A 17,782-nucleotide genomic window follows, 5' to 3' on the forward strand; every position below is an offset into this window, starting at 1 on the left:
AGATAGGGTTAGTCCGGCTGATAACGGGCGCGCGCGACGGCCGTTTGCCAGAGGATATAGTTCTCGCGCATCTCCGCGGTCTCGGCGCGCGGTTCGATGTATTCCACTTCACGGGGCAACGCCGCGATATGTTGGTTATCAGGCCACCAGCCCAGCGTCCTGCCCGCCAGATAGGCGGCGCCCAGCGCCGATACCTCGGCGTTCAGATTGCGGATCAGCCGGCGCTGCAATAAATCGGCCTGGAACTGCATCAGCCAGCGGTTTTGCGTGGCGCCGCCGTCCACCCGCAAGGCCGGCAGCCGTCTTCCGGCGGCCCGTTCCATGGCAAAAAACACATCGGCGACCTGATAGGCGATGGATTCCAGCCCGGCCCGCGCCAGGACGTCCGGCGTGGCGGCATCGGTCAGCCCGCAGATCAGGCCGCGCGCCCGGCTGTCCCAGTAGGGCGCGCCCAGGCCGGACAGCGCCGGGACAAAAAACACGCCCTGGTTGCCCGCCGGGCTTAAGGCCATCTCGGACAGCCGCGTCAGCGACGTCACGCCGAGCAGTTGCGCCACCCAGGAAAGCCCGGCGCCGGTGTGGGTAATATTGCCTTCGAGCGCATACCGGATTTCGCCGTCATGCCAGGCCACGGTGGCGCTTAACCCTTCCCCACCGGCGCCGACGGCGTCCACCGCCAGCATCAGGGATGAGCCGGTGCCATAGGTGGCCTTGACGTCGCCGGCCTGGTTGCCGCCCTGGCCATAGAGCGCGGCGTGGGAATCGCCGATCAGGGCGGCGACGGGAATGCCTTGCGCCAGTCCGGGTACCTGTCCGGCGCGGGTATGGCCGTGCACCGCCGCCGAAGGTTTAACCGCCGGCAGGCAGGCGGCGGGTATCGAAAAAATCGCCAGCAGCCTTTCATCCCAGCGGCGCTCGTGGATATTGAATAATTGGGTGCGGGAAGCGTTGGCGTAATCAGTGCTGAACGCCAGGCCGCCGGTCAGTTGCCAGTTCAGCCAGGCATCCACCGTGCCGACGCACAGTTCGCCGCGGGCGGCGCGTTCCACGCCTTGCGGCAGCGCGGCCAGCATGCCGCGGATTTTCGCGGCGGGGAACAGCGGGTCGATGGGCAACCCGGTGAGCTGGTAAATCAGCGATGCGTGTTCGCTTGCGGCCAGCTCGCGGCAAAAATCCTGCGAGCGCCGGCACTGCCAGCTGACGACCGGCGTCAGGGGCTCGCCGGAGGCCCGCTCCCAAATCATCACCGACTCGCGCTGATTGCTGACGGCCACCGCGCTTACCAGCGCGTCGGGGACCTGCGCCAGGCAAGCGGCCACCGCCTGGCAGACCGCCTGCCAGATGGCCATGGGATCCTGTTCGGCCCAGCCCGGCCGGGGATGGTAAAGAACCAGGGGAACCGCCGCCTTAGCCAGGATCGCCCCCGTGCGATCGACGGCAATCGCCTTGGCGTTGGTGGTGCCCTCGTCAATGGCGAGGATGATGGGCGTCGTCATCGTCAGGCCCCCCGGCACACGCGCAGGGCGGTGCGCACCACGCCCGCGGCGTCAAAACCGTGATGGGCGCGCATCGCCGCCCGGTCCGCCGCGATGGCGTACTCGCCGTCGCCAATGCCCAGGCGCACCAGCGGAATGGCGCAGCCCGCCTCGGCCAGCACCTCTGCCACCAGGCTGCCGAGGCCGCCGTTGATATTGTGCTCTTCAAGCGTAATCACCCGTTGACTCTCTTTTAACAGCGCCAGGAGTTGGCGAGTATCGCACGGGCGAATAGAGGATACGTTGACGACCGCGGCAGAAATGCCCTGCTCCGCCAGCAGACCGGCGGCCTCCACCGCCTCGTGCACCGTCGAGCCCATGGCCACCAGCGCCACGTCGCCGCCGTGTTGCAGCATGTCGATTTGTCCCGGTTTAAAACGGTAACCGGCATCGTGCAGCGCGGGCAGCGCTTTGCCGTCAAGACGGATATAGACCGGCCCGACGTAAGACAGGGCATAATCGATAATCTGGCGGCATTCCTCAGGGGAAGACGGCGCAAAGATCTGGATATTGCCGAAACCGCGCAGCACCGCGATATCATCGATACTATGATGGGTGCTGGCCAGCGGCCCATAGCTGGCGCCGGCGTTAAGCCCGAACAGCTTGACGTTGCAGTTGTTATAACAGACATCGATTTTGACCTGCTCGTTGGCGCGGGAAATCAGGAACGGCGCGGCGTTGCAGGTCACGGCAATCTTGCCGCCGATGGACAGCCCCACTGCGGTGCCCACCATGGTTTGCTCGGCGATGCCGACGTTGACGATGCGATCCGGGAACCGCGCGATAAACGGGCCGATCTTGGCCGTGGAGGTGGAATCCGCCAGCACCGGCACCACGTCCATGCCATTGTCTACCGCCTTGATTAGCTGCTCCACCATCACGCTTGCCAAATGTTCTGCATTACTCATCTTTTAATTCCTCCAACGCCTGAGTGATTTCATCCCCTTTGAATACGCGGTGATGCCATTCGGCCCGTCCCTGCGTAAAAGAGATACCCGCGCCCTTTTCGGTATTGGCGATCACCACGTTAGGCTTGCCGTTGGCCGGCAGGTTTTCCAACGTATCCACGACTGATTGCATATCGTTGCCGGCGCATTCGGTCACGTTCAGGCCGAAGGCCAGCCACTTGTCGGCCAGGGGATCGGTATTCATGATCGAGCACGTCAGGCCCGCCAGCTGCAGTTTATTTTTATCGTTGATAATGACCAGGTTATCCAGGCCGTAATGGGCGGCCACCAGCGCCGCTTCCCAGTTGCTGCCCTCGGCCAGTTCGCCGTCGCCGGTCAGCGCGAACACTTTCCTGGCGCTATGGTCGCGTTTGGCCGCCAGGGCGATGCCCACGGCCACCGGCAGGCCGTGGCCGAGCGCGCCGGTATTGAGTTCGATGCCGGGCGTCTTATGGCGCACCGGGTGGCCGGGCAAATGGGAATTGGCATGCTGGTAGGTCGGCAGCCAATCGATGGGGAAATAGCCGGCTTCGGCCAACGTGCAGTAATAACCGCCGACGCCGTGGCCCTTTGACTGGATATAGATATCCCGCGCGGGATCGTCCAGCCTGTCGGGCGCGCAGTTCAGCACGCGGAAATAAAGCGCCGTCAGGATTTCCACCTCGGAGAGGTCGGCGCCGGTATGGCCGCCGGCCGGGCTTCCGGCGTTCAACGCTACGATGCGGCGGCGAATCCGACGCGCCTTCTTGACCAGTTCATCGACTGATAATGAATAAGGGTTCATCACGTTACCTCTCTTTCGCTTAAAGCGAATTTTTACGCATAAAAGAATATTTATTCGAATAAGCCAAAAAAAACGCTACCCGCCGCGATGCGGGCGTAGCGTTATTCAGGCGCGCCCTCTTTAATGATTTTTTGCGAGACAATGGCCGCCTTGCGCTGCATGCGGTTTTGCATCTGATCGATAATCACCGCCACGATAATGACCATGCCCTTGATGACCATTTGCCAGAATTCACTGACGCCCATCATCACCAGGCCGTCCGCCAGGATGCCGATGACAAAGGCGCCGATCAGGGTGCCCACGATGGTGCCGCGCCCGCCGGCCAGGGATGTGCCGCCCAGGACCACCGCCGCGATGGCGTTCATTTCAAACGCGGTGCCGGTGGCGGGATGGCTGGCCACCAGCTGCGAGGACACCACGATCCCCGCCACGGCGGCGCACAGCCCCGAGATGGTGTACACCCAGACCTTGACCTGCTTGACCTTGATGCCGGACAGCTCGGCGGCGCGCTCGTTATCGCCGATGGCGTACACATGGCGGCCGAACGGCAGGCGGCGGGCGATATAGGCAATCGCCAGCGCCAGCACAAACATCATCCAGATGCTGTAGGGCACGCCGAACAGCGTTCCCGCGCCGATAAGATCAAATCCGGTGTTGCCCAGGCGCGGGTTGCCGTCAAGTCCCGGAAAGGTTTCGCCGTTGGAGAGCAGCATCGCCGCGCCGCGCACGATGTACATGGTGCCCAGGGTGCAGATAAAGGGCGCGACGTTATAGCGGGTGATAATCCAGCCGTTAATGGCGCCGATAAGGCCCCCCAGGAGCAGTACCGCCGGGACGATCACCCAGACGCTGGGAAATATGGCGATGCCGAACATCGGCAATACGATGCCCTGGGTCAGCATCCAGCCGGCGAACATGCCGCACAGGCCGAGGGTGGCGCCGATGGACAGATCAATGCCGGCGGTGATGATGACAAACGTGATGCCGAGCGCCAAAAAGGCGTTAATCGAGATGTGTTTCATCATGATGATGATGCTGCCGGTCTCGAGAAATCCGGGCACCGTGGTGGTAAAAAACCCCAGGATCAGGAATAACGCGATAAAAGTGCGCAATTTAAGCAGCAGCAGCAGCATATTTTCGCGCGAGCGAAAACGCCGGGTGCCCGTCAGGGGCGCTAATGTCGCGGTGTTGGTTGCTTTCATATCAAAACCCTTTTGCACTCGCCGAGACCAATGCCGATTCCTGGGCCGATTGACGCTCGACATTGGCCGTCAATTTACCGTTCGACATCACCAGAATACGGTCGGAGACCGCCATGATTTCTTTCAAATCCGAGGTGGAGAACAAAATGCCGATGCCCTTCTCCGACAACGCCACCATCATCTCGAACACATCCGCCTTGGCGCCCACGTCGATGCCGCGGGTGGGTTCGTCCAGCAGCAGCAGTTTCGGGTTGGTCAAAAGCGAGCGTCCGATCACCACCTTTTGCTGATTGCCGCCGCTCAGCGCCTGGATCTCCACATCCGGCGACGAGACCTTGATCGACAGATTGCCGATGGTGGTGGCCACCGCCTGCTGCTCCTGCTGGCGCATGATGCTGAAACCGTGCTGCAAGCGGCGCCACAGGCTGGCAATGGTCAGGTTGACCGCGACGCTCGAGGCCGGGAAAATGCCGGTTTTTTTGCGATCTTCCGGCACCAGGCTCATGCCGAGCTTGATACGGTTGGCGGTGGGCATACGCGTCGACACCGGCAAATCCCCCAGCCAGATTTTGCCCAGATAGTTCTTTTCCGTGCCGAGCAGGCATTCAAACAGCTCGGTGCGGCCGGCGCCCATCAGACCGTAAATGCCGACGATTTCGCCGGCGCGCACGCTAAAGGACACGTCGTTGACCACGGGATGCCCGGCATCGTTAACGCTGGTAATATGATCGACCTGCAACACCGGCAGGCCAAAAGTGCGGCCCGGCTTGAGAAATGTTGTGACAGGGTCACCTCCCAGCATTTCCCGCACGATCCAGGGCACGTCGATTTCGCTGACCCGCGCCTCGGCCTGGAAACGCCCGTCGCGCAGAATGGTGATGTAATCGCCGATGGTCATCAGCTCTTCCAGGCGGTGGGAGATATAGATAATCGTCACCCCCTGGCGCGTCAGCTCGCGGATCACCCGGAACAGCACGTTGACTTCGGTTTTGCTTAACGCCGAAGTGGGTTCGTCAAGGATCAGAATATCCGCCTGTTCCGCCAGCGCCTTGGCAATCTCCACCATTTGCTGCTGGCCGACCTTCAGGTTGGCCACCAGTTCGCGCGGCGAGATAGGTTGATCCAGGCGATTCATCAGCTCGGCGGCAATGCGCTCCTGCCCGGCCTGATCGATGGGCCATAATCCCTTCTGATGCTCGCGTCCGAGAAAAATATTCTCCGCCACGTTCAGGTTTTCCGAGAGGTTCAGCTCCTGATGCACCATGCCGATCCCCTTGGCCGCCGCGTCCCGGGTATTACCGAAGCTTACCGGCTCGCCGTTAAGCAGCATCTGGCCGGAGGTAGGCTGCTGCACGCCGGCCAGTACGTTCATCAGGGTTGATTTACCGGCGCCGTTTTCGCCGATAATCACATTCACCTTGCCGCGATAGACGTTGTAGTCCACGTTATCCAGCGCCAGCGTGCCGGGATAAAGCATGGTGATGCCCTTGGCGCGCAGGATAATGTCCGGTGTCTCGCTCATTGTGCCGTCCCCCGTTTAAGCTCCAGCGCCACGGCGTCATCAATACTGTCCGCGCGCAGTGTCACCGCCGCCAGCACGTCCACCTGCTGCCCCACCCAGCCGCCATCCACCGCCGGCAGGCCGCTTAACGCCTGCTTATTGAGCGCCTTGGCCACCTGGGCAAACTGCACCTGGTTTTTAAAATCCTCAAAACGAAGAAAACCGGCGGCATCGCGCACGGCGTTGCCCCTGATAATCGGTCCCAACTGCAGGGTAACCGGCTCGTTGTTAACGCTAAGCGTCAGCTTGCGTTCCAGGCCGTCGGCATCCACCGCGGTCACCTTGCCGCTGAACCGGGTATAGACGCTCTTGCCGTCGACGCCCTTCACCTGCCCCTGGGCCTGCTTGAGCGCCGTCCAGTCAAGTGCCTGGGCGTGCGCGGCCGGCAGCACCTTCGGCGCCCAGAAGGCCTGCGCGATTTGCGCCGGCGTCTGGTTGGAATAATCCGGCCCGGCCGACGGATCGGCGGGGATAACAGGTTTGCCGTTACTGTCCAGACCGACCACGTCACAGGCCGTCAGCAGCAGCAGGATCACACATCCTATTCCCGTCTTGCGTAATGCGTTGAGCTGCATGTCGTCTCCCAATCAAGGGGCCGTCCGGCCCCTTGCCACAGGTGATTAGTTTTTCAGGCTAAAGGTCTTCAGGTTTTTGGCGTTGGTCTCGTCGATCAGCACGCAATCCATCAGTTGCTTCTCTTCTTTACCGGCTTTGCCGGTCTTCAGGTACACATCCGCCTGTTCCACCGCCATTTCGGCCTGCGCCGCGGCCGGCTGCAGCACCGTGGCCTTGATATTGCCCTTGGCGATTATCGAGTCGCGTACATAATCGCTGCCGTCAAAACCCACCAGGATCACGTCCTTGCGCCCGGCGGCCTTCAGCGCGGCTTCGGCGCCCAATGCCATGGTATCGTTGCCGGAGATCACGCCGGTAATATCCGGATTGGCCTGCAAAATGGATTCCATCCGGCTGAAAGCCTCGGTCTGGCTCCAGTTGGCGGTTTGCTGCGCCACCATCTTCAGCCCGGTATATTCGTCAATCACATCGTGGTAGCCCTGCGAACGCACGTGGGCATTGGTATCGGATTCCTTGCCCAGCAGTTCCACATACTTGCCTTTGCCGTTCATCAGCTTGACGAACTTCTCCGCGCCCAGCTGCGCGCCCTGGTAGTTATTGGACACGATCTGCGCCACCGCCACGCCGGTGGCATTGATTTCACGATCGATCAGGAAGGCGGGAATACCGGCCGCCTTGGCCTTTTTCAACGGCCCGATAGTGGCGTCGGACCCGGCGTTATCCAGCACGATTGCCTTGGCCTTACGGGCGATGGCGGTTTCAATCAGCTGGTTCTGCTTGCTGACGTCATCGTCATGGGACGCCACCAGCGTGGTATATCCCAGCTCGGTGGCCTTGGCCGAGGCGGCATCGGCTTCCGCCTTGAAGAACGGGTTATCATGGGACGGGGTAATGATGGCAATCAGGCCTTTATCCGCGGCGAAGGACGCCATGGATAATGACAAGAGGACGGCGGCAACGCAGGGTTTCAGTAGGAAGGTGTTCATTGTTGTTCTCCTGGATGAATACACGTGAATATATATTCACTTTTGATTTTATATTCAACTGGAGTGTGGCAAGTCCCCGCGATAATGTCCATTACGATTGTTGGGAATAGCGAGTGCTGTCACAAAAAGCAACAAGATGATTACATCGGATGCGGGGAAATGAAAACATGCCGCTGGGGTCGAATCGGGCGTGGTTCCCCCGCCCGCCCGCGACCTCGTGGCGCGCCAGGCTGGCCGGCACGGGACGGCATGCGATGAGGCTTATGTTTTTCCCGGTAGGGGTGCGTTTGCGAGAACGCGCCGCTGGGGCGGAAGCCGGCTACGCGCGGGATTTAATATCCCGCGCCTCGTCGATTTTCGGCGTCAGCGGGCCAATCCAGCGCTGCACCAGCCAGCAGGCTAGCGTTATCATCAGCCAGCTCAGCACGGTTCCCATGACCAAATCCCGCGGCCAATGCATCCCCAGGATCAGCCGGCTGCACATGACCGCCACCGCCCAGATCATGATAATCGCCACCGAGGCGAAATGCCGGCGCGGCCACAGCAGCCCCAGCGCCAGCAGCGCCCAGCTGGCGGCGAAAATCGTATGCCCGGAAGGGAAGGCAAAACCGGTATCATGCTGCCAGTGCTTACGCAGCCACGGCGGGATCTGCTCCTCGTTCTGCAGCTCCTTTTTCACCCATTGCGCGCGCGCTTTAGGCGGGAGCGAATAAAACGCCCGATCGTCGATGGCGAAGGCGTTCTCCAGCCACAGCACATAGGGCCGCGGCTCCTGCACCCGCTCCTTGATAACCGTTTTCAGGCCCTGGCCCGCTAAAATCGTCACGCCCAGGATACAGGCCAGTGCGAGGGCGGGCTTTAAGCGAAAGCGCAGGCACCAGAGAAACCAGCCCAGCAGCAGCGCGCTGGTAACCATGCCCCACGGCGCGCTGACGGTTTGGGTTATCCAGAACATACCCCGCCACCAGCCGGCCTCATCGCCGGGATGCCACTGCCAGCCACTGACCCAGACCAAAAGTGGTATTATCATAAGTATTACCGCGCCCAGGCCGGTGCGTTTCGCTATTTCAAACATAAAGATAATTTTCCGTTAAATGTCTTACCGCTGAACAGTTTAACGTCAGGGCGGCGGCAATTTTCCTAATAAGAACGATCGGTCGGTAAGCAATTGTGACAATCTAATGACTATTTTGCCAGCAAACAGGATTTTCAACCGTCAGTTTTCGGTAAATTTATGGCAAAATGCACTATTAATGAATCTTCGCGCACTCGACCGCACCATGCTTGGTCAGACGGCATCATCGAGAGTGAGATGAGCGACGATAAAGAAGTTTTGGAGAGCAACATGCAGCTTAAACGTGTGGCAGAAGCCAAACTGCCGACACCCTGGGGCGATTTCCTGATGGTGGGATTCGAGGAATTAGCGACCGGACACGATCACCTGGCATTGGTTTTCGGTGATATTACCGGCGTGGAACCGGTGCTGGCGCGGGTGCACTCCGAGTGCCTCACCGGCGACGCCTTGTTTAGCCTGCGCTGCGACTGCGGCTTTCAGCTTGAGGCCGCGTTAACCCACATTGCCGAGGAAGGCCGCGGCATTTTGCTCTATCACCGCCAGGAAGGCCGTAACATCGGCTTACTGAATAAAATACGCGCCTATGCGCTCCAGGATAAAGGCGCCGATACCGTTGAGGCCAATCACCAGTTGGGCTTTGCCGCCGACGAGCGGGATTTCACCCTGTGCGCCGATATGTTCAAACTGCTGGGCGTGGAATCGGTACGTTTGCTGACCAACAATCCGCAAAAGGTGGAAATCCTTACGGAGGCGGGCATTAACATTACCGAGCGCGTGCCGCTTATCGTCGGGCGCAACCCGGAAAATGAACGCTACCTGAACACCAAAGCGACCAAAATGGGTCATTTGCTGGATATTAAATAACGCCCCGCGGATGATGGGGCCGCGCCATCCGGCGCGCCCCTGGAGCCTGATTATGAGATCGGCCACCCGAATCCGGGCCCATGATTAAGGTATATTACTCTCTTTAAATACAGGGTTATAAACCATGAAGTTCAGTACCATGAACGACAGCGAAATCATTGCCGATCTCTGCTGCCGGATTAAGGATGCGCGCATTGAGCAGCGCCTGTCGCAAATTGAGCTGGCGGAGCGTTCCGGGTTGGGCATCGCCACCATTAAGCGCGCCGAAATGGGCGGTTCGGTCACGCTCAGCACGCTTATCTGCATTCTGCGCGGCCTCAATCGCCTGCATCAGTTGGAAGGGGTGCTGTTCGACACCGAAGTGCGCGCCTTTAACGCCCAGGTCAGCGGCGAAAAAGCGAACACGCCGCTGCGGATCCGCAAAAAAGCCGCAACCGTGGATGAGGCGGACAAACCCCTGGTGGAAAAAAGCGCGGATGCCTCTGCCGTCGACTGGTATATCTCCGCCGCCGAAAACAATATCCTGTGGTGAACCCCGGCCCTCCCGGCGGCGGGAGCACCTATCGCGGCGGTCATCGCCGCCTTCCCCGGCCCTGAGGCCGCAATGCCCGTGGCGGACCCGGACGCGGCCATCCTTGCCGCCGGGTTCAGCTGATTTCATGCCCCGCGCTATTCACATAACACAACCTTGATCGCCAGTCCGCCGCGCGATGTTTCGCGGTATTTGGCGTTCATGTCCTTGCCGGTTTCATACATGGTCTCGATAACCTTATCCAGCGACACGCGCGGTTCCGTGGTGCGCCGCACCGCCATGCGCGCGGCGTTAATCGCCTTCATCGCCACAATGGCGTTACGCTCGATACAGGGTACCTGCACCTGGCCCGCCACCGGATCGCACGTCAGGCCGAGGTTATGCTCCATGCCGATTTCCGCCGCGATGCACACCTGTTCCGGACTGCCGCCCAGCAGCTCCGCCAGCCCCGCCGCCGCCATCGAGCAGGCCACCCCGATTTCACCCTGGCACCCTACTTCGGCGCCGGAAATGGACGCGTTCATTTTATACAGCGCGCCGACCACGCCGGAGGCCAGGAAATAGCGCAGGTACGCCTCCGGGGTCACCGGCTGGATAAAATGATCATAATAGGCCAGCACCGCTGGGATAATGCCGCAGGCGCCATTGGTCGGCGCGGTAACCACCCGCCCGCCGGCGGCGTTTTCCTCGGCCACCGCCATGGCGAACATATTGACCCAGTCCATGGCGTTCATCGGATCGCTGGAGAAACGATCATTGGTAAACAGCAGCCGGTGCAGGCTGGAGGCGCGGCGCGGCACCCGGATCGGCCCCGGCAGCACGCCCTCGGTATTCATGCCGCGCTGCATGGCGTTTTGCATGGTGAGCCATACCGCGCCGAAATAGTGTTCGATCTCCTCCCGGGTATGTAGGGCCAGTTCGTTCTTCATCACCACCGCCGAGAGCGACAGGCAATTATCGCGACAGTGGCGCAACAGGTTCTGCGCCGAAAAGAAAGGAAACGGCACCGCCTGCTCGGATGGGATCTTTTTGCCGAAGTTTTCCCGATCGACCACAAACCCGCCGCCGATGGAATAATAGGTTTTGCTGTAAACCAGCGCATTTTGCCGGTAGGCATTGAACATCATGCCGTTTTCATGCAACGGCAGGTTCTCATCGCGAAACACAATGGCCGAGGCCACGGCAAAATCCACTTCGTGGCCGTCCGCCAGGGGCAGCCGCCCACGCTGCCGCACTTGCTGGATAAACTGCGGGATGGCATCCACGTCAACCGTATCGGGCGCCTTGCCGGCCAGGCCCATGATGATGGCGATATCAGTATGATGTCCCCGGCCGGTTAATGACAGGGAACCATAGACGTCCGCGCCGAGGCGGTCGATCGAGGAAAGCAGCCCCTGCGCCTGCAAATCATCGGTAAACATTTTCCCGGCTTTCATCGGGCCGACGGTGTGCGAACTGGAAGGACCGATGCCTATCTTGAAAATATCAAAAATGCTAACCATAACCCTGTCCTTATTATGCGGCGCCGAAGGTTTTCCATCGACATCCTCGGCGCGAAAAGCGGACCGGGCCCGAAGGACCCGGCTTGGCCATCAGCCCATCAGGCTATAGATAATCGCCGACATGGCGATCAGGCCCATAAACACCACAAATACGTTGCTGAAGTGGCCGCTGTATTTTTTCATCGCCGGTACTTTCTGGATGGCGTACATCGGCATCAAGAACAACAGCATGGCGATAACCGGACCGCCAAGGGTTTCAATCATGCCGAGGATGCTGGGGTTAAGCGTCGCCACCAGCCAGGTGGTCAGCAGCATAAAGATGCCGGTGATGCGGTTAAGCTTTTCTTCGGAGGCGGTTTTGCCACGGCTGCGTAATGCTTTGATCATCATGCCGTTGAAGCCTTCGCGGGCGCCGAGGTAGTGGCCAAGAAAGGATTTGCTGATAGCGACCGTGGCGATAATCGGCGCCATCCATGCAATCAGCGGGTTGTTAAAATGATTGGCCAGGTAGGACAGGATGGAAATATTCTGCGCCTTGGCTTCCATCAGATCGGCGGTGGACAGGCTGAGCGCGCAGCTAAACACAAAAAACATCACCGTTACTACCATCATCACATGGCTGCAGGCCAGGATGCGGGAACATTTTTTCTCCGCGCCCACGCCATATTCCTGACGCTTGGCTACCGCAAACGAGGAGATAATCGGCGAATGGTTAAACGAGAAGACCATGACCGGGATCGCCAGCCATAGCGTGGTCATCAGACCATGGCCGGTGGCGGCGCCGGCAACGAACGCGTTATCGAATATGGCGGCGCTCCAGTTGGGAATAAGATAAAGCGCCAGCAACATCAATGCCGCGACAAAAGGGAAAACCAGGATACTCATCGCTTTGACGATCATGTCTTTGCCGAAGCGCACAATGGTCATCAGCCCGACAATTAATATCAGCGATAATATCGCCCGCGGCGGCGCCACCAAATGGAGCTGGTGGGTAATAAAGCTGTTAACGGTATTGGTGATGGCGACGCCATACACCAGACAAATAGGATATATTGCAAAAAAATACAGCAAGGTGATTAATTTACCCGCACCCACGCCAAAATGTTCTTCAACAACTTCAGTTATATCCTCGCCGCCATTTTTACCTGATAATACAAAGCGGCATAATCCGCGATGGGCATAAAAGGTCATGGGAAAGGCGAGAATCGCCATAATAATGAGCGGCAACAGCCCGCCGATGCCCGCATTAATAGGTAAAAACAGCACGCCCGCGCCGATGGCCGTGCCGTACAGGCCCAACATCCACATGGTGTCGCTTCTGCGCCAGCTGGAGGCGGAGGACGCCTCCAGCACCGATGCGCTTTCCGTGATGCTATTCATTATAGTGTTCTCCTCAGGGAACGATGAAATAAAAATGCCGCGAATATGTTAAAGATATTGCGCTAAGGTTAAAAATAACCACTCATGAAAATAGATTTTTAATTTCATCCGCAGGCGCTATCTTTCAGTGGCGGCATTCTATATCAAATGGAATTAATAATAACCCTGTAGGGATCACAAAATTGCAGGTATTAATTGAGAGGATAAAAAACGGTATTTAAATTAAAATGTCAATATTAATACTTTATCACCGGCGCGCTGTAAGGGTGCTAATTTGATACTTTATATGCCAACATAATAACAGAATAACCTTGTCAGGCCAATAAATAAAATAATTAAGTCTGGCGAGAAAAATAAATATGCCGGGGAAATAATATACCCGGCATCGCCAATGTCACGCAGATTCTGTCGTTTATTCGCATCGCGTCCTGTCCAGCGCGCTTCCCGCCGCCCTGGCGAGTGGCGGGAAGCGCCGGGAGATTACAACATTTTGCGGATCACGTAGTTTAAAATGCCGTCATGGCGGAAGTAGGTCAGCTCATTGCCGGTATCGATGCGGCAACGTGCCGGCACCACGTCAATACGCCCGTCGGCATAGGTAATGCGCACCGGTACCGTTTGGCCCGGCGCGAGTTCGTCCAGTCCGCTGATGCTGATGCTTTCGTCGCCGGTCAGGCCCAGCGTTTTCCGGGTGACCCCCGCCGGGAATTCAAGCGGCAAAATGCCCATGCCGATCAGGTTGGAGCGGTGGATTCGCTCGAACGACTCGGCAAGCACCACCCGTATACCCAGCAGCCGGGGCCCCTTGGCGGCCCAGTCGCGGCTGGAGCCGGAGCCGTACTCTTTCCCGGCGATAATTGCCAGCGGCACCTGTTCCTGCTGGTAACGCATGGCGGCATCGTAAATCGCCAGCTCCTCGCCTGACGGGATATGGCGGGTAATCCCCCCTTCCACGCCCGGCACCATCTCATTGCGGATGCGGATATTGGCGAAGGTGCCGCGCGCCATCACTTCGTAATTACCACGCCTAGAGCCGTAGGAATTAAAGTTACCGGCTTCGACGCCGTTCTCGCGCAGGTACAGGCCGGCCGGGCTGTCCACCTTGATATTGCCCGCGGGCGATATATGATCGGTGGTCACGGAATCGCCCAGCATGGCCAAGATTCTGGCATGGGTGATATTTTCCACGGGCTTCGGCTGATGCTGCATATCGTCAAAAAACGGCGTCAGGCGGATATAGGTGGAATCCGGCTGCCAGTCGTAGGTCGGCGTGCGGTTGACCTCGATATTTTGCCATTGCGCGTTGCCGTTAAAGACCGCGCTGTATTCCTTGTGGAACATGGCGCTGTTGACCAGCGCCACCGCATCGGCGATTTCCGCCGAGCTGGGCCAGATATCCTTGAGATATACCGGTTGTCCCTGCGGGTCGGTGCCGAGCGGATCTTCGCTCAGGTTCACCTGCATGTTGCCGGCCAGGGCATAGGCCACCACCAGCGGCGGTGAAGCCAGCCAGTTGGTTTTCACCAGCGGATGGATGCGCCCCTCGAAGTTGCGGTTGCCGGAAAGCACCGCTCCCACCGTCAGGTCGCCGGATTTAATCGCCGCCTCGATGGATTCCTTTAACGGGCCGGAATTGCCGATACAGGTGGTGCACCCGTAGCCCACCAAGTTGAAGCCCAGGCGATCCAGATAAGGCGTCAGGCCGGCGGCGGCGAGGTAATCGGTCACCACTTTGGAACCGGGGGCCAGGGACGTCTTGACCCAGGGCTTGGTCCGCAATCCCTTGTTGACCGCGTTGCGGGCCAGCAGGCCGGCGGCCATCAGGATATTGGCGTTGGACGTATTGGTACAGGAGGTAATGGCGGCAATCACCACCGCGCCCTGGTGCAGTTCATGCTGTTGTCCATCCAGTTCAAAGGTCTGGAAATCAGGATGGTGGGTGCGCCGGGTAAAATCCAGTTCGTCGCTGGCGCGAAACGCGGCGGGCACGCCCGGCAGCGCCACCCGGTCCTGCGGACGCTTCGGTCCGGCAAGGCTTGCCACTACGCTTCCCATATCAAGCGTCAGAGTACTGGTAAAGCGGGGTTCGTCGCCGTGGTGGCGCCATAATCCCTGCTGCTTGCTGTAGGCTTCCACCAGGGCGATTTGCTCCTCGGAGCGGCCGGTCAGGCGCAGGTAATCCAGAGTAATGGCATCCACAGGGAAGAAGCCGCAGGTGGCGCCGTATTCCGGCGCCATGTTGGCGATGGTGGCCCGGTCCGCCAGCGGCAGTACGTCCAGTCCGTCGCCGTAGAATTCGACGAATTTGCCCACCACGCCGTGTTTGCGCAGCATTTGGGTGACGGTAAGCACCAGGTCGGTGGCGGTAATGCCTTCATTGAGTTTGCCGATAAGTTTAAACCCGACCACATCGGGGATCAGCATCGAGACCGGCTGGCCCAGCATGGCCGCCTCCGCCTCAATGCCGCCTACGCCCCAGCCCAGCACGCCCAGGCCGTTGACCATGGTGGTGTGCGAGTCGGTGCCGACCAGGGTGTCGGGAAACGCCACCGCCTCGCCATCCTGCTCTTCATGCCAGACGGTGAGCGCCAAATATTCCAGGTTGACCTGGTGGCAGATGCCGTTTTCAGGCGGCACCACGCGAAAACGGCTGAACGCCTGTTGTCCCCAGCGCAGGAATTTATAGCGCTCGAGGTTGCGTTCCATTTCCAATTGGTTATTTTCGGCAAAGGCGCGATCGTCGCCATAGCTGTCGACGGTGACCGAGTGGTCGATAACCAGATCCACCGGCGAGAGCGGATTGACCTTATCGACGTCGCCGCCAAGGCGCTTTACCGCTTCGCGCATAGCCGCGAGGTCTACCACCGCCGGAACGCCGGTAAAATCCTGCATCAGCACCCGCGCCGGGCGGTAGGCGATTTCACCGTCCGCGTGCGCGTGCTCAAGCCAGCCCGCCAGGGCGCGCAGATCCGCTTCGGTGACGATGTCGTCATCCTGGTTGCGCAGCAGGTTTTCCAGCAGGACCTTCATGGATTTGGGCAGCCGGTCGAGGTTGCCCAGCTGTTGGGCGGCGCGCGGCAGGCTGTAATAGCGGTAGGTTTTATCACGTATGACCAGTTGATCCTTACTGGCTTCTCGAATCGTTGTCGACATAGCTCTCCTCCAGACTTTTACTTCATTATAGTCATAACCCTATCCAGGTTGAGGCATTGCAGTAAACAATTTACAAGAATTACGCAACTTTTTCATAACATAAAGTGTGTTCACCGATGCGGTCATGCCGGTGCCGGCACCGGCGCGTCACTTTACCGGTAATTTAATATCCTTGAACATCGCTTCGATTTCTTCATTGGAGCGCAGGGCCACCGCCGTATCCACGACGTCGCGGGTGAGATGCGGCGCGAAGCGCTGGATAAAATCATACATGTAGCTGCGCAGGAAGGTGCTGCGGCGAAAGCCGATTTTGGTGGTGCTGAGGGCAAACATGGCGTCGGCGTTGATTTTTACCAGATCGGGGTCGGCCTCGCTGCTGACCGCCATGTTGGCGATGACGCCGACGCCCAGGCCCATGCGGACGTAGGTTTTAATCACGTCGGCATCGGTGGCGGTAAAGACGATGCGCGGCGTGAGCCCGGCGCGGTTGAAGGCGGTATCCAGTTCCGAGCGGCCGGTAAACCCAAAGGTGTAGGTGACCAGGGGGAACGCGGCCAGTTCTTCAATGGTGATCTGGTCTTTGCCCGCCAGCGGATGGGTGGGCAGTACCACGATGGCGCGGTTCCAGTGGTAGCAAGGCAGCATGACCAGGTCGTCGTAGAGGTGGAGCGCTTCGGTGGCGATGGCGAAATCCGCGATGCCTTTGGAGACCGCTTCGGCGATTTGCGTCGGCGAGCCTTGATGCATGTGCAGGGAAACGCGGGGGTAGCGTTCGATGAACCCTTTGATCACATCCGGAAGCGCGTAGCGCGCCTGCGTGTGGGTGGTGGCGACATAGAGCGAGCCTTTATCCGGATACGTATGTTCGCCCGCCACCGCCTTGATGGCGTCGACCTTGGAGAGGACTTCGCGGGCAATGCGGATGATTTCCTGTCCGGCCGGCGTAACCTGGGTGAGGTGTTTGCCGCTGCGGGCGAAGATCTGTACCCCGAGTTCGTCTTCCAGCATCCGTACCTGTTTGCTGATGCCGGGCTGGGAGGTGTACAGCCCCTCGGCGGTGGAGGAGACATTAAGGTTGTGGTTCACGACTTCAACAATATAGCGAAGTTGCTGCAATTTCATTTTTGTCATCCTGGCATAAATTTGGCGCAAGAGTTACTTGTCAGCGGCGCGGCCTGGGGGCGTTTTTTTTCCCCGGCGTCAGCGGGAAAGCTAATCTTGCAATTAATACTATTTAATCATAAAAAATCGCTATATATAACTTATTTATAAGACATAAAAAAACCAACCCGTAGGTTGGTTGATGATTGCCGGCCCGATTCGGCCCCATTGGCACGCTCTCCCCTGAACACGTCTGCATTAAGCGCAGTGTTGGCGGGCCTACCGCGCCATGGGGCGTTCGGTCGGGCGGGAACACCACGCCCGATTCGACCCCACTGGCACGGTCTCCCTTTAACACGTCTGCTTTGAGTTCGGCGTTGGCGGGCCTAGCGCGCCGTGGGGCGCTCGGTCGGGCGGGAACACCACGCCCGATTCGACCCCATCGGCACGCTCTCCCTTGAACACGTCTGCATTAAGCTCTGTGTTGGCGGGCCTGGCGCGCCGCGGGGCGCTCGGTCGGGCGGGAACACCACGCCCGATTCGACCCCATTGGCTAGGTCTGCCTTGAACACATCTGCTTTAAA

General features: G+C 59.2%; 14 protein-coding genes. 2 read left to right on the forward strand and 12 right to left on the reverse strand.

Annotated features, from left to right (window positions below; all coding sequences use genetic code 11):
• Positions 1–8 precede the first annotated feature (8 nt).
• From ACL2XQ_RS14340 to pgpB, 8 genes are all read right to left on the reverse strand, one after another.
• The gene (locus ACL2XQ_RS14340; RefSeq protein ID WP_413739362.1) at positions 9–1,496 is read right to left on the reverse strand and encodes an FGGY family carbohydrate kinase; all 1,488 of its coding nucleotides are present in this window, start codon (positions 1,494–1,496) and stop codon (positions 9–11) included.
• 2 nt (positions 1,497–1,498) lie between these two features.
• The gene (locus ACL2XQ_RS14345; RefSeq protein WP_410015207.1) at positions 1,499–2,443 is read right to left on the reverse strand and encodes a transketolase family protein; all 945 of its coding nucleotides are present in this window, start codon (positions 2,441–2,443) and stop codon (positions 1,499–1,501) included.
• Positions 2,436–3,266: a transketolase gene (locus ACL2XQ_RS14350; RefSeq protein WP_413739363.1), complete on the reverse strand. Its 831-nt coding sequence runs from the start codon at positions 3,264–3,266 to the stop codon at positions 2,436–2,438. Before ACL2XQ_RS14350 ends, ACL2XQ_RS14345 begins: the two co-directional genes overlap by 8 nt.
• Positions 3,267–3,367: 101 nt before the next feature.
• Positions 3,368–4,468 carry an ABC transporter permease gene (locus ACL2XQ_RS14355; protein ID WP_410015209.1) on the reverse strand — a complete coding sequence of 367 codons (1,101 nt, stop codon included), beginning with the start codon at positions 4,466–4,468 and terminating at the stop codon, positions 3,368–3,370.
• A gap of 1 nt (position 4,469) precedes the next feature.
• Positions 4,470–5,990 carry a sugar ABC transporter ATP-binding protein gene (locus ACL2XQ_RS14360; protein ID WP_413722793.1) on the reverse strand — a complete coding sequence of 507 codons (1,521 nt, stop codon included), beginning with the start codon at positions 5,988–5,990 and terminating at the stop codon, positions 4,470–4,472.
• The gene (locus ACL2XQ_RS14365) at positions 5,987–6,604 is read right to left on the reverse strand and encodes a DUF2291 family protein (RefSeq protein WP_410015211.1); all 618 of its coding nucleotides are present in this window, start codon (positions 6,602–6,604) and stop codon (positions 5,987–5,989) included. Before ACL2XQ_RS14365 ends, ACL2XQ_RS14360 begins: the two co-directional genes overlap by 4 nt.
• A gap of 45 nt (positions 6,605–6,649) precedes the next feature.
• Positions 6,650–7,591 (reverse strand): D-ribose ABC transporter substrate-binding protein, encoded by a 942-nt coding sequence (locus tag ACL2XQ_RS14370; protein WP_410015212.1) that lies wholly within the window; start codon positions 7,589–7,591, stop codon positions 6,650–6,652.
• 319 nt (positions 7,592–7,910) lie between these two features.
• On the reverse strand, positions 7,911–8,666 hold the full coding sequence (pgpB, locus tag ACL2XQ_RS14375) for a phosphatidylglycerophosphatase B (RefSeq protein WP_413732836.1): 756 nt from the start codon (positions 8,664–8,666) through the stop codon (positions 7,911–7,913).
• Between the two features lie 270 nt (positions 8,667–8,936).
• Between pgpB and ribA the strand changes: the two genes are divergently transcribed.
• Complete coding sequence (gene ribA, locus ACL2XQ_RS14380) at positions 8,937–9,530, forward strand: GTP cyclohydrolase II (RefSeq protein ID WP_410015214.1); 594 nt, start codon at positions 8,937–8,939, stop codon at positions 9,528–9,530.
• Positions 9,531–9,654: 124 nt separating this feature from the next.
• On the forward strand, positions 9,655–10,062 hold the full coding sequence (locus ACL2XQ_RS14385) for a helix-turn-helix domain-containing protein (RefSeq protein ID WP_413739364.1): 408 nt from the start codon (positions 9,655–9,657) through the stop codon (positions 10,060–10,062).
• 137 nt (positions 10,063–10,199) lie between these two features.
• Here the strand turns inward: ACL2XQ_RS14385 and ACL2XQ_RS14390 are convergent, their stop codons facing one another.
• The 4 genes from ACL2XQ_RS14390 to cysB all read right to left on the reverse strand — a co-directional run bounded on the left by ACL2XQ_RS14390 (position 10,200) and on the right by cysB (position 17,219).
• On the reverse strand, positions 10,200–11,564 hold the full coding sequence (locus tag ACL2XQ_RS14390) for an L-serine ammonia-lyase (protein WP_410015216.1): 1,365 nt from the start codon (positions 11,562–11,564) through the stop codon (positions 10,200–10,202).
• Between the two features lie 90 nt (positions 11,565–11,654).
• Positions 11,655–12,944: an HAAAP family serine/threonine permease gene (locus ACL2XQ_RS14395; RefSeq protein ID WP_410015217.1), complete on the reverse strand. Its 1,290-nt coding sequence runs from the start codon at positions 12,942–12,944 to the stop codon at positions 11,655–11,657.
• Between the two features lie 480 nt (positions 12,945–13,424).
• The gene (acnA, locus tag ACL2XQ_RS14400; RefSeq protein ID WP_413722791.1) at positions 13,425–16,097 is read right to left on the reverse strand and encodes an aconitate hydratase AcnA; all 2,673 of its coding nucleotides are present in this window, start codon (positions 16,095–16,097) and stop codon (positions 13,425–13,427) included.
• Between the two features lie 147 nt (positions 16,098–16,244).
• On the reverse strand, positions 16,245–17,219 hold the full coding sequence (gene cysB, locus ACL2XQ_RS14405; protein ID WP_410015219.1) for an HTH-type transcriptional regulator CysB: 975 nt from the start codon (positions 17,217–17,219) through the stop codon (positions 16,245–16,247).
• Positions 17,220–17,782: the final 563 nt, after the last annotated feature.

This window comes from Sodalis sp. RH14 (assembly GCF_047324285.1).
In the GTDB taxonomy this organism is placed as follows: Bacteria; Pseudomonadota; Gammaproteobacteria; order Enterobacterales; family Enterobacteriaceae; genus Acerihabitans.

Bases quoted from the DNA above. Each gene is read 5' to 3' on its own strand.
- ACL2XQ_RS14340 (WP_413739362.1), bottom strand. From the start codon at position 1,496: ATGACGACGCCCATCATCCTCGCCATTGACGAGGGCACCACCAACGCC.
- ACL2XQ_RS14345 (WP_410015207.1), bottom strand. From the start codon at position 2,443: ATGAGTAATGCAGAACATTTGGCAAGCGTGATGGTGGAGCAGCTAATC.
- ACL2XQ_RS14350 (WP_413739363.1), bottom strand. From the start codon at position 3,266: ATGAACCCTTATTCATTATCAGTCGATGAACTGGTCAAGAAGGCGCGT.
- ACL2XQ_RS14355 (WP_410015209.1), bottom strand. From the start codon at position 4,468: ATGAAAGCAACCAACACCGCGACATTAGCGCCCCTGACGGGCACCCGG.
- ACL2XQ_RS14360 (WP_413722793.1), bottom strand. From the start codon at position 5,990: ATGAGCGAGACACCGGACATTATCCTGCGCGCCAAGGGCATCACCATG.
- ACL2XQ_RS14365 (WP_410015211.1), bottom strand. From the start codon at position 6,604: ATGCAGCTCAACGCATTACGCAAGACGGGAATAGGATGTGTGATCCTG.
- ACL2XQ_RS14370 (WP_410015212.1), bottom strand. From the start codon at position 7,591: ATGAACACCTTCCTACTGAAACCCTGCGTTGCCGCCGTCCTCTTGTCA.
- pgpB (WP_413732836.1), bottom strand. From the start codon at position 8,666: ATGTTTGAAATAGCGAAACGCACCGGCCTGGGCGCGGTAATACTTATG.
- ribA (WP_410015214.1), top strand. From the start codon at position 8,937: ATGCAGCTTAAACGTGTGGCAGAAGCCAAACTGCCGACACCCTGGGGC.
- ACL2XQ_RS14385 (WP_413739364.1), top strand. From the start codon at position 9,655: ATGAAGTTCAGTACCATGAACGACAGCGAAATCATTGCCGATCTCTGC.
- ACL2XQ_RS14390 (WP_410015216.1), bottom strand. From the start codon at position 11,564: ATGGTTAGCATTTTTGATATTTTCAAGATAGGCATCGGTCCTTCCAGT.
- ACL2XQ_RS14395 (WP_410015217.1), bottom strand. From the start codon at position 12,944: ATGAATAGCATCACGGAAAGCGCATCGGTGCTGGAGGCGTCCTCCGCC.
- acnA (WP_413722791.1), bottom strand. From the start codon at position 16,097: ATGTCGACAACGATTCGAGAAGCCAGTAAGGATCAACTGGTCATACGT.
- cysB (WP_410015219.1), bottom strand. From the start codon at position 17,219: ATGAAATTGCAGCAACTTCGCTATATTGTTGAAGTCGTGAACCACAAC.